Here is a 12,650-nt window from a genome sequence, read left to right as displayed (position 1 = left end):
AAAAGCCACATAACGGTTAATGGGAACCAAATCTATAATTGACAAATATTTCTAATAATTATATTATTTATATCGACAGAAAAATCTGTTGCGGCCGGAAGAAGAAATGGGATTTTTTACAGGTGCCTCATGGGCGTGAACACGTGTCAAGTGTGTTGGAAAGCAGGATTTGGAATAACAGCTCCTTAATTTCTTTTTTTACAGGTCCCACAGATTGAAGCTGGATTTCATAAATAATAATGCGAAGGAGGAATGGTAATGTACAAAAACATAAAACAAAAGCTTCTGGCAATTGTTATTGTTTTTGCCATGTTGTTGACACTTTTACCCGTAACGGTTTCGGCGGCAGAGCCGGATTATTCCCACCTGGTGGTGAGTGCCGCAGAAAAGCCGTCGACAGGCGGAGCACTGCAGCTTCTCGATAAGAACGGGGTCAAAACGCTCTGTGATCAAAACGGTGATCCGATTCAGCTGCGCGGTATGAGCACCCACGGTTTGCAATGGTTCCCCCAGATACTGAACAACAATGCGTTTGCAGCCCTCTCAAGGGATTGGGGAAGCAATGTTATCCGCCTGGCCATGTATGTAAGTGAAGACGGATATGCAAAAGCTCCTGCTGTTATCAAACAGAGAGTAATTGACGGAATCGATCTGGCTATTTCAAACGACATGTATGTAATAGTCGACTGGCATGTTCTTCAACCGGGAGATCCAAATGCCGAGGTGTATTCCGGCGCAATGGATTTCTTTACTGAAATTTCACAACTGTACCCTGATAATCCCCATATTATATATGAATTGTGTAATGAACCCAACAGCGGCAGTCCCGGAATAACGAACGATGCGGCAGGCTGGAGCAAGGTCAGGTCTTATGCCCAGCCCATAATAAAAATGCTTCGTGACAGCGGGAACAGAAACCTGGTTATGGTCGGAAATCCGAACTGGAGCCAACGCCCTGACCTGGCAGCTGATGATCCTATTGACGACGATAACACCATTTATACGGTGCACTTTTATACCGGCACTCATATGCCGGGTGAGGACAGCTCGGACAGATCAAATGTTATGAGTAATGTACGCTATGCCCTGGAACATGGCGCAGCTGTTTTTGCTTCTGAATGGGGAACCAGCAAGGCCAGCGGAGATGGAGGGCCCTTCCTTGATAAAGCCGATGAATGGCTCGATTTCCTCAATGAAAACAATATCAGCTGGTGCAATTGGTCGCTGACCAACAAGAACGAGACCTCCGGTGCATTTATTCCATTCGAACCGGGCAAGTCACAGGAAACAAGCCTTGATCCGGGTGATGACGAGGTCTGGGATATAAAAGAACTCAGCGTGTCAGGTGAATATGCCCGCGCACGTATAAAGGGAATTCCCTATACGCCCATAGACCGTACCGTCAGAGAAGATTTTACAATAAACATATGGGATTTTAACGACGGCACTACCCAGGGATTCGATGTCAACGGGGACAGTCCTGTAAAAGATATAACCGTTTCCAATGAAAATAATTCACTGAAAATTGAAGGCATTAATGCCAGCAAGGACGTATCGGAGGGAAACTATTGGGCAAATCTCCGTTTATCGGCCGATGGTAGCTCCGCCAGACCTGATATCCTGGGGGCTCAAAAGCTGACTATGGATGTCATAGTTACATCACCCTCGGCAGTTTCCATAGCGGCAATACCGCAAAGTGCCGGTCACAGCTGGGCAAATCCGAAACGTGCGGTAGTTGTTACGCCAGGCGCCTTTGAGCTGCAGGCTGACAATACATATAAGGCGTTGGTAACAATAACCGGAGAGGATTCTCCAAACCTTGAAGCCATTGCAAATGACAGCAGCGACAGCATAATGACGAATATAATACTGTTTGTGGGAACGTCCACAACATCCAATGCCATATACCTGGATAACATCGGCGTATCGGGGAACCGGAAAGTTGTTGAACAGCCGGTTTTACACGCACCGCTGGGCACGGCGGCACTTCCCTCCGGCTTTGAGGATTCCACACGTCAGGGCTGGGATTGGGATGCTGCGTCAGGAGTCAAAACCGCATTGACAATAAAGGAAGCAAACGGGTCAAAGGCAATATCCTGGGATGTGACATATCCTGATGAGAAGCCTTCGGACGGCTGGGCATCGGCACCGCGCCTGAAATTGGGTGATATCAATACAACGCGCGGTGACGGCAAGTACCTTTCTTTTGATTTTTATCTGAAGCCTGTACGTGCAAATTACGGAGTCATTTCAATAAATCTCGCTTTTGCACCTCCAAGCCTTGGCTATTGGGCCCAGGTGTCGGAAAGCTGCGATATTCCGCTGGCATCGCTGAACGGTATGGAAAAGACACCAGACGGACTTTACCGCTTCCAGGCCAGATTTGATCTGGATAAGCTCAATGACGGCAAGGTGATAGCGGCAGATACAAATCTGAGGGACATAATAATTGCTATGGGAGATGCAGGGAGCGACTTTTCCGGAACCATGTACATGGACAATGTAAGGTTTGAAAAAGAGACGGGGGTAAATCCCGGAAACCCTGAAAATCCCGGTAACAATGGGGGGAATGGTTCAGGCACGGGAGGAAGCAGCGGGAGCTCGGGAGGAAGTGGCGGCAGCACTGACAATGATCCCGTACCCGAAATAAATAAAGACGGAAGTGTAACCGTAAGACAAAGAACTGCCACACTGAACGGAACAACAAAGGCTGCTGCCACGAGCGATACACTGAGAAAGGCATTTAACTCGGCGGTTAAGGATGAGGCCGGAAACAGAAAGGTCATCCTGGAGATTCCAAAGGTCACCACGGCAACCGCTTATATGCAGCAGCTTCCGGTTTCGGCGTTGGCATCAGGAAATTCAAAAGACAGTATTGATGTGAAAACTGTGCTGGGGACCATCACACTTCCTGCAAACCTGTTGAAAAACTCAGGTTTGGACAATAACTCCAATATTGACCTGAGTATATCAAAGGCGGACAGGTCAAAGCTTGACAGGGAGCTTCAGGATATTATAGGTGACAGGCCTGTTATTGATTTGAGTTTTAAATCCGGAGGAAAAGAATTCTCATGGAGCGGCCCTGATACACCGGTTACGGTTTCGGTGCCATATATCCCCACGGCCGGAGAAATGGCTGCTCCGGACTTTATAGTGATCTGGCATATAAATAAAGAAGGGAAAGCTGAAGCAGTTCCAAGCGGAAGATATGATTCCGGTACCGGTTCGGTAATATTTACAGTTACACATTTCAGCCAATATGCAGTTGTATATTCCAAAATAAACTTTACAGACTTAAAGAAGAACCCTGACGCAGAAGAAGCTGTACAGGTATTGGCGGCCAGGGGAATATTGGAGGGTACTGCCCATAATCTTTTCAGCCCCGAAAAAAGTATAACAAGAGGAGAGTTTGCAATGTGGACTATCAATGCTTTTGGGTTAACCGCCGGATACAGTGACAATTTCAGTGATATCGGCAAAAACGATAAATATTATGATGCACTGGGAATAGCAAAGGCGCTTGAACTGGTGAAAGGTACCGGTAATAACCGGTTCAGTCCGGAAAAGCCCATAACCAGGCAGGAGATGCTGACAATTGTGGCAAAGGCTCTGAAGTTGTCCGGTAAAGATATGTTACCGGAGACGGCGGAGGACATGGGTAAATTTAAAGATGTTTCTAAGGTAGCAAAATATGCATATGAAAGTGTTGTAGCCATGGTTGGCTCTGGCATGTTAACGGTCAGCGGAGACAGGCTGAATCCCACAGCAGCTGTTACCAGGGCCGAGGCGGCACAAATTCTTTATAAACTTTATAAGCTCAAACTTAATTAAAGAACCAATCCATTATGAGCAGTATACCCGAAGTATTCATTTTGTTTTAAAAGGCTTCGGGAGCTGCTGAAGGACAAGAAAAGGAGCTGCTGCGCAATGAATAAATCTTGGGCAGCAGTTCCTTTTTTCATCTTTAAATATAGTAAAAATGTACAATTTCCTACAGAATTGCAGAAAATAATACAAACCTCTGCATTATACTTTAAAAAACGAGAAATTATGTAAATGCATAAACTTTTGTGCTATAATTTAGAAAAATAGATAGATGCTATTCCAAAAACTGTAATTATGCTGCTGATAATGTTCATAATTTTTAAAGGGAAGGCGCTAAATCATGTATACAAATGAAGGTAAAGTCAATATTGGTTCTTCCATTGAGCAGATAATGGATCTTCTTATGAAAATGAATTCCGAATATGCAAATCTCACCTCCAAGGTACAAAGTCTTGAAAACAGGCTGGCAGCGGTATCTGTGCTGATTGATATCAATGAGTATATGGGAAACATACTGAGCTTCTCTGATATAATCAGCTATTTAAAGGATGTTATAGCCGGCGTATTGGGTCTGAATTGTAAAATATATACACCAGCCGAAATATCCCTGATGGAACTAAACCCCAAATACCTTATAAATAATGAACTCTATCTGCCGGATGTGAAAGAAGCCGGTGATGAAATTTTCGGATACAGTTCAGGCTGTCTGGGTATACTGAATCTGTCAAAGCGGGGACATATATACGGTTACCTGGTTATTCACCACGAAAGGCCCGATATGATAGATAATGACAAGAAAGAGCTGTTACAGTTAATAAAAAGCCAGATATGCATATATTTTGAGAATGCGGACCTATTTGCGAAAGTCAGGGATTCGGCTGAAAGAGACGGGCTTACGGGCCTGTATAACAGGCTGTTCCTTTCCCAGCTGCTGGACGACTGGAAAAACAAGATGTCCGATATCAACGGTGCCATCATCCTTGATATAGATAATTTCAAGCTTATAAACGACAGGTACGGGCATCTAAACGGAGATAAGGTTATCAACATGCTTGTTAAAGCCATAAAGGATTCTATAGAAAATTTGCCGGTTCTGGCAATCCGGTATGGCGGGGAAGAGTTTCTGCTATTGACGAAAAATATGGAAAATACAGATATATTAAATGTTGCAGAGAATATCAGAAAGGAATTTAATTCTCTGAATTTTCAGGAGAGCAGCTTAAGTGTCAGTGTGGGAGTATCAATTCTGGGGCAGTCCTGCAAGGTGACTGATCATATGGAGCTTATCCGCACTGCCGACAGTGCGCTTTACATTGCAAAGAAGATAGGAAAAAACACTGTTGTGCTGTCGGATGAAGATTCCCAGCTGTTTGAAAATGTCTCATTTGATATTACAAAATATCTTTCAAAATATAACCGGTTTAATACGGTGGGAGGAATTTACAGAATCAACTTCAGCAGCACCCGGCTCATTTCCAATGAGGAATATAGCAGGCTCAGGAGATGTATTGCATCATGCTTCAGAGAGTATGACAACATTTACGATTCGGTTTCTTTGGCCTTCGTGGTGCTGTCGGACAATGAGATACCCCTGGAACTCATGCGGGAGAAAATTAAGAAGGCATTGGCACGCGCAAAATTTGATTTTCTCACATTTGATATGTTTTCACATTCGGATGCTTACCGTGAGATTATGTTACACAGTGAAAGAGTGGCAGCCATATGCACTTCACTGGCCGAAGCCTATGGCCTGTCGGAGGAGGAATGCAGTAAGGTAAGACTTGCTGCGGCCAACCATGATGTGGGCAAACTGTATATTGATCCCGGAATATTGAATAAACCCGGCAAATTGACCCCAGAGGAATTCAAAAAGGTCAAGATGCATGCATTTTACAGCTACCAGTATGCACAAAGCAGGGAAAATCTTAAGGAAGTCTCAGATTATATCCTATATCACCACGAATATTTGGATGGTTCGGGATACTTCAAAAAAACCGACATTCCCTTGTTCTCACAGATTATTGTAGTTGCCGACATTTTTGATGCCCTGACTGAAAACAGGTGCTACAGGAAAGCCTTTACCAGAAAAGAAGCCATTGAAATAATGGAAAAGGAACATTATAAATTTGATAAAAAAATATTCGAACTTCTTAAGCAAATGCATATTTATATTTAGGCCATAACTTTCAACCTGGTCAGCCGGCATGTTTTGCATTTTATGAAGTTCCTATTTATTTGAAGTCAACATAGTATATAGTATTGTGGAATTTCGTAAAAGGGGCGGAGAAATATTATGCTGACTTCAGTTGAGTACATAAGGCAGTCTGTGGAAACCAATCTGTTTTTCTTAAGAATTATGAAGGAACACATTATATTTGCTGCTTCGGCTCTGACCCTGAAGGATGAGGGGCTGGTTCCGAAACTGGCAGAACTGCAGGAAAGGTTTGAAGGACTGCTGGAGGAGACGATTTTACTGGCAAGAGGCACGGTTGACCCAAAAACCATTTCGGCAGGGGGTATTGTAACTCAATATACATATAAGGCTGAATTGAAAACAATGGAGTATACGGGACTTGCCATAAACACTGAAATTACTCTTCGGGAAATCAGATTGCTGAACTATCCCGGAAGGGGCAGGAAGCATTCCCTCGAACATTCGGTTGATATGTTGAACGATAGGATCATTGCCCTTTTGGAGGCTGCTGTGAGGTCACAGAAGGAGATCCTTCAAAAGGTTCTGGACTGTAAAATGTTTACTCATATCTATCCGATGCTGCTGGATCATGTCATCCGGGAGGCCGGGGAGTACCTGCAGCAGCTGCAGCAGCTACGGAAAAGGGAGGATACTGGTAATGAACCCGGACAAAAGGCTGTACAGCTGGCTTTTTGGAATGATATCATGGGTGAACATGCAAAGTTTGTAAGAGGTATGTTTGACCCTGCAGAGGCTGAGCTGATCAGGGTGGCCAACGGTTTTTCCGAACAATTCGATGAGCTGACGGCTGTTGCCGTAGAGGCATATCAAAATCCGGAGAAACTGCCCCGCATAATCCGGGAAAGTTTAAATGCCACCACAGATATCAGGAATTTCAAGGAACAGGGGACGGAAGGCATCCTTGACTGTAAAATCAGATCGGTTATCCTTCCGTTGCTGGCTGACCATGTCCTGAGAGAAGCAAATCACTATCTCCAACAATTGAAAATGTACAAATAGGCAGATCGGCAATACCTGTAAGGGGTTGCGGGTCTGTTTTTTTAGAGTAAATATTAAAAAAAATCATAAACTGCCTGTACAAATATTAGTACATTACTATATAATATATTAAATATCATCTGGTGATAAAATCTGATAATAAATAATTTTAAGGAGGGTTTACATGGTAGGTACCATATATAAAAACGTTTACAATCCGGAGGCTGAGGCTCTTAAATTCAAGGACAGCACCATTACCTACAAGCAGCTGGATGAAAGTGTTACAGGGTATGCCAATTATTTCAGGAAAATGGGACTCAGGACTGGAGAAAGGGTCATATTAAGCTGTACAAATTCTCCTGAATTTATCTTTTCCTATTTCGGTGTTGTGAGAAACGGTGGAATAATTGTTCCTATCAATCTGCTGCTTACTATGGAGGAAATAGCTTATCTGATTAAGGACTCCGAAGCTAAAATGATGATTGTCCACCCCCTTATTTTACAAAAGGCCAAAATCACAAAAGATACCATACAAAATGCCTTGAACATTGAAGTTATTGTACTTGACGAAGAACTCAAACAAAGTGTTTCAGAGCTTTCAGGCACCGGTTTTGAGGATTTTGACGACCGGAATGCAGTATCAACTTTTTTGTATACTTCAGGTACCACAGGAAAACAGAAGGCAGCCATGCTGACACATAAAAACCTGGTGTTCAATGCTGAACAATGCAGGCTGGGGCTGAAGGGTGTGCCCGGGGATAATTATATGTGCGTGCTCCCAATGTTCCACGTATTCGCATTCACAGCCTGTGTCCTGATGCCCCTTTGGTCGGGTGCCTGCATAACCATAATTGAAAGCTTCCAGCCAAAGGAAGTGGTGGAAGCTCTGATCAGGGATAAAATAACTGTGTTTATGGGTGTTCCTGCAATGTATGTGGTTTTGCTAGAAGCGGGAAAAAACAGTATAGGCTTTCCGGATCTCCGTCTGGCAGTATCGGGCGGTGCTGCTCTCCCAGTGGAAATTTTCAGGCAGGCTAAGGAAATATTGAAATTACCTGTGGTCGAAGGCTACGGACTGACTGAAGCCGCTCCGGCAGTTTGCTTCAACCCTTTGGACGGCGTTCAGAAAGAGGGCTCCATAGGCTTGCCGCTGCCTTATCAGGAGTGCAGGATTGTGGATGAAAACAACAATGAACTCCCTGCCGAACAGGTTGGAGAGCTGGCTGTACGGGGAGAAAATGTAATGCTGGGTTACTACAAACAGGAAGAGGAAACACAGAAGGCCCTGGTTGACGGCTGGCTTTTTACAGGGGATATGGCCAAAAAGGACAGGGAGGGCTACCTTTACATTGTAGACCGGAAAAAGGATATGGTGATTGTAGGTGGTTTGAATGTTTATCCCAGAGAAGTTGAAGAGGTAATCTACCAGTATTCCAAAGTCAGGGAAGCTGCCGTAATCGGTTTGGAGGACAAGCTCAGGGGAGAATATGTCAAGGCCTTTATAGTACTCAAGGAGGGAGAAGAATGTACTCCCAGGGAGCTCCTTCGCTATATGAAGGAAAGACTTGCTGTGTACAAGCTCCCAAGAGAAATAGAATTCATAGACAGCTTGCCCAAGAACAGTACCGGGAAGATCATGAAAAGGTGGCTGAAGGAACTGTAGGGAGAATTGATGCAAAAGCCGGTTATTTTTGCTTTTAAGTTGAAATGGTATGTAGTAGTATATTACTAAAAGCATTAAAAATAATTATTACAATCGAGGCGGATTATGTGTAATCAAAGTGTTGAAATAGTTCACAGGGGAATATGCCATCTGGGGGAGGGCCCCATATGGAATGCCCGGCTGCAAAAGCTTTTCTGGACCGATATTTATAACAGGAAGATATGGGCCTATGACCCGGAAAAGAGTGAAAGCACGGTTTTCTGGAACGGAAAATATCAGGTGGGCGGTTTTGCCTTTACCCGGACGGGCAATATGGTCCTGTGTACCGACAGGGGAGTATTCCTCTTGAATTTGAGCCCGGAAGGGATTCCGGAGCAGGAGCCTGAAATTTTGTTTGAGATACCTTTACAGAAAAATGAAATGTTCAATGACATAACAGTCGATCCCCAGGGACGTATTTTTGCAGGAACTCTGTTAAGACCTGATTTTCAGCACGGAACCCTGTACCGTCTTGAAAAGGGGAAAAAACCCGAAGTGGTATTAAAGGAGCTTTATTGCACCAACGGTATGACTTTTTCGCTGGATAAAAAGTACTTTTTTCACACCGACAGCAACGTACACAGGATAACCAGATACCGTTACGATTGTAAAACAGGTGAAATCAGTGATCCGCAGGTTTATTTCCAGGGAGCTGACGGAATGGGCTCGCCCGACGGCATAACACTCGACTCACAGGACCATATATGGGCGGCCTTCTGGGGCGGCGGCTGTGTCAGGAGAATCGATCCTGCCGGAAATGTAGTTTCAGAACTGGCGGTGCCTGCCAGACTGCCTTCAAGTGTCATGTTCGGAGGAAAGGGGCTTGAGGAGCTTTATATCACTTCTGCTGCCGAAAATGCGGAAAATGTGGTGACCGGATACCGGAGTGACGGCGCTTTTGCAGGCGGACCTGTATATAGACTGCTGCCCGGAGTTGCCGGAAGAGAAGAATGGCTTGCCGATTTTTAACGGCAAGCTGTTTTTCCCGATTTGTTCTATTTTTGATTTGCTGACACATCTTATGTTATTTTTCTGATTTTACCCGAAAATAAGGAATAAATCCGCCCGGAGTAATAATAGCCCATTATAAGAAGAATGGGGTATACACCGAAGATATACCTGGATTTGACCTCCCAAAACATGTAAAAGCCTATATAAAGATATATCACATATACAAAGAGTTCCAGCCTGAAGTCCTTTTTTCTGGCAGCATCAAATAAATACAAACAGGTGAGTCCTATTAACAGCCAGTTATAGGAATGAAGCATCCAGTCCAGGGAAAGTCTTGCGGCTCTGTCCCAGGGCTCCACCAGTTTTAAGAGCGGAGTGCTGTACAGCATGAACCGGCTGCTGTCCACGGCTTGTGACAGCCCATAATAGTTAACACTGTAGGTCCCTTCGGTCCAAAGCCAAAAAGTTTTTTTAGTGTAGGCTTTTAAAACTTCTTTCATTCCGGTTATTCTGTATTTGTCCAGGAGCTCATTGATGAAATAGATTGAGGCATCGCGCTTGTTGCATTTGAACCGGTTGACAAAAATACCTATGTTTCTGCCCCCGTCCCAGTAGCCCAGCTTCTTTCCGGGAAAACCCATATTTATCCAGCGCCAGACCGGGTTGGCATGCACTCCCACCGGCTCGGGGATTATTCCGGCTTTTAGAGCTGCAAAACTGAAAACTTTCATCGGAAGCGTAAATATAAGGAGTGTAAGAATGCCATATGCCATGTTTTTCAGGGTAAGGGCTATTTTGGTCTTAAAGTTTATTAACCAGTAAAATATGATTGCAGTCAAAAACAAAAAAGCAACACTTCTCATAAAATTTGCCGACATGAGAAATATTGCGGTGCAGGCGGCATATCTGCCCGAGCCGTATTTTGCAAAGCGGATGGCGTTTAGCATGGCGGCCAGGCAAAAGGTATTGCACAATATATCTCCGTAGGTGAAATTATTCAATATTACCGGCGGAAGGAAGGTGACGGCAAGTATGAGTATGCCGCAGGCCTTTTCACGCTTTTCAGGGTAAAGCTCCCCATACAGGCTGTATATCAGCCAGGCTGTTATGGTATTGCACAGGGCATTGATGATCCTGAGAGTGATATAGCTTTTGGGAAGAATCATATATATAAAGGCAATGAAAATTGTAATACCTATATTATTGGGGTAATATCCCAGATATTTTCCTATTCCCAGGGAATTAAAGTCGCCCTCCAGAAACTGCAGGGCTATATTGTTGACTATCCTGGCATCTTCATAGGCATTGACCGGGAAGAGCAGTACAAATGAAATTTGCAAAAAGGTATATAATAAAAGAATCCGGAATACAAACTTTTTCGCGTCTATTTTTGACAGAGCATGGGAAGCTCTGTTGACAAGCATGAAAAAAACAAAAACAAGGAATGCAAGGCCTGCAAGCAACAGGGGCTTTTGAGGTGAAAGCCTCGGAAACGGCGAGGCCCATCCGTGAAGCAGAAGGGCCAACACCCATATCAATGAAAAAAATATTGCAAGCACGGTATAAGCCAGCGTTTTCAGTTTGAGTACAAAATTATGCAAAGTAATACCTCCAACGATAACCGGATAATTTCTTGCCATCATTTATTTCACTTTACATAATGTGCCCGAGCAGATTTTAAAAATTCGTGTAAATTAATTACTTTATTTTATATTTTTTGAATGTTAAAATATTTACATGAAAACTGAAATATTATCAAACAGGAATCAAACTTTGAAGGAATATTACATACGAATAAACAGGGTAATAGATTATATTGAAAATAATCTGGGCTCCGAGCTGAATCTGGAGACTCTATCCAAAGTTGCCTGTTTTTCTGCCTATCACTTTCACAGGCTGTTTCGCTCCATAACGGGAGAAACCCTTGCCGTCTACGTGAAAAAACGCAGAATAATTGCTGCAGCAAACAGAATCTATCATTTTCCTGAAGTTAAAATTTCACAAATCGCATATGAGTTTGGGTTCTCCGGGCAATCTGATTTCTCAAGATCCTTTAAAAGCTTTTTTAAAATTACCCCTTCGGAGTTTTTAGAGACAAGGCGGTTGAAAAGCGGTCTGTCCTGGCATTATGCCGACTATGGGAAAGAACTTTTTTCATCGGTTGGAAAAGATTTTTTTGAATATGATATCAACATATGCAGGCTGGAGGATTACACTGTTGCGTATATCCGTAATACAGGACTTTCTGAGGAACATAAGAGTGAAAAAATTGAGGACTCTTTCAGAAAACTTTATACCTGGGCTGCCGCCAGAGAACTGATAAGCCCTGATACCCATGTCCTGGGAATAACCCTGGACAACCCGGAAATTGTTCCTCTCGCGGAATGCAGACATGATACATGTATTACAATCAGCAGCGAGGCTGAACCCGATGGAAATATCGGCATAAGAATACTAAGCTCTGCGGGGAGATATGCGGCCTGTGACTTCGATGCCGAGGAACCGGATTTCAGCAAATCCTTCTTTGAGGCCATCGATTACATATATGGCTGCTGGATGCCGCAGAACGGTTATTTTCCAGAAGATAGACCCTGTATTGAACGGTATCATAAAAACCATGAAAACGGCCATATTTTTATAGAACTTATGATACCCATATACCCTTGTTGATCAAAAATCCAGTCCATTATTCATTAATAGCAAGAATTGTATATTAAAAAGCAAGATCAGAGATTACCTGATAAAGATATTTTGTAATAATTTTATTTGTGACAGGGAATTTAGTTAACTAAATCCTGACTATTTTGTGGCCGCTGTGGCTCAAAACCGCATAACGGACTGGAGGTTAGCTTGAAAGACTTCACTTGCGTTCGCCTTCCAAGCAAACCTGTGAATTTATGGCCGTGCGAAATATTCAAAGTATTTATCAATACTTTGAAAGCGCACATGGCCAATTAACCTCCTTTATTCGCCTTATAG

General features: G+C 43.5%; 7 protein-coding genes. 6 read left to right on the top strand and 1 reads right to left on the bottom strand.

Going from position 1 to position 12,650, the window contains the following annotated elements; all coding sequences use genetic code 11:
* Window positions 1-258: 258 nt before the first annotated feature.
* From CTER_RS27805 to CTER_RS22005, 5 genes are all read left to right on the top strand, one after another.
* A complete protein-coding gene (locus tag CTER_RS27805) occupies window positions 259-3,831 on the top strand; it encodes a carbohydrate-binding domain-containing protein (protein WP_004629526.1) in 3,573 nt (1,190 codons plus the stop codon).
* A 334-nt stretch (window positions 3,832-4,165) separates the two neighbouring features.
* Window positions 4,166-6,001, top strand: coding sequence for a bifunctional diguanylate cyclase/phosphohydrolase (locus tag CTER_RS22020; protein ID WP_004629494.1), 1,836 nt, complete (start codon window positions 4,166-4,168; stop codon window positions 5,999-6,001).
* 117 nt (window positions 6,002-6,118) lie between these two features.
* Entirely contained in the window at window positions 6,119-7,039 is a 921-nt protein-coding gene (locus tag CTER_RS22015) for a DUF2935 domain-containing protein (protein WP_004629492.1), read from the top strand.
* Window positions 7,040-7,202: 163 nt separating this feature from the next.
* Window positions 7,203-8,681, top strand: coding sequence for a long-chain-fatty-acid--CoA ligase (locus tag CTER_RS22010; protein ID WP_004629514.1), 1,479 nt, complete (start codon window positions 7,203-7,205; stop codon window positions 8,679-8,681).
* Window positions 8,682-8,786: 105 nt separating this feature from the next.
* Entirely contained in the window at window positions 8,787-9,689 is a 903-nt protein-coding gene (locus CTER_RS22005; RefSeq protein WP_004629503.1) for an SMP-30/gluconolactonase/LRE family protein, read from the top strand.
* Between the two features lie 50 nt (window positions 9,690-9,739).
* Here CTER_RS22005 and CTER_RS22000 read toward each other — a convergent pair whose 3' ends face one another.
* Window positions 9,740-11,272 (bottom strand): glycosyltransferase family 39 protein, encoded by a 1,533-nt coding sequence (locus tag CTER_RS22000; protein ID WP_004629510.1) that lies wholly within the window; start codon window positions 11,270-11,272, stop codon window positions 9,740-9,742.
* Window positions 11,273-11,444: 172 nt separating this feature from the next.
* Here CTER_RS22000 and CTER_RS21995 point away from each other — a divergent pair, with 172 nt between their 5' ends.
* Complete coding sequence (locus CTER_RS21995) at window positions 11,445-12,341, top strand: AraC family transcriptional regulator (RefSeq protein ID WP_004629488.1); 897 nt, start codon at window positions 11,445-11,447, stop codon at window positions 12,339-12,341.
* Window positions 12,342-12,650: the final 309 nt, after the last annotated feature.

It is taken from the genome of Ruminiclostridium cellobioparum subsp. termitidis CT1112, assembly GCF_000350485.1.
Taxonomy (GTDB): domain Bacteria; phylum Bacillota; class Clostridia; order Acetivibrionales; family DSM-1351; genus Ruminiclostridium; species Ruminiclostridium termitidis.
Note: the sequence above shows the minus strand (reverse complement) of the source record. Positions and strands in the feature narration are given on the sequence as shown.

Bases quoted from the DNA above. Each gene is read 5' to 3' on its own strand.
- CTER_RS22005 (WP_004629503.1), top strand. From the start codon at position 8,787: ATGTGTAATCAAAGTGTTGAAATAGTTCACAGGGGAATATGCCATCTG.
- CTER_RS22010 (WP_004629514.1), top strand. From the start codon at position 7,203: ATGGTAGGTACCATATATAAAAACGTTTACAATCCGGAGGCTGAGGCT.
- CTER_RS22015 (WP_004629492.1), top strand. From the start codon at position 6,119: ATGCTGACTTCAGTTGAGTACATAAGGCAGTCTGTGGAAACCAATCTG.
- CTER_RS22020 (WP_004629494.1), top strand. From the start codon at position 4,166: ATGTATACAAATGAAGGTAAAGTCAATATTGGTTCTTCCATTGAGCAG.
- CTER_RS27805 (WP_004629526.1), top strand. From the start codon at position 259: ATGTACAAAAACATAAAACAAAAGCTTCTGGCAATTGTTATTGTTTTT.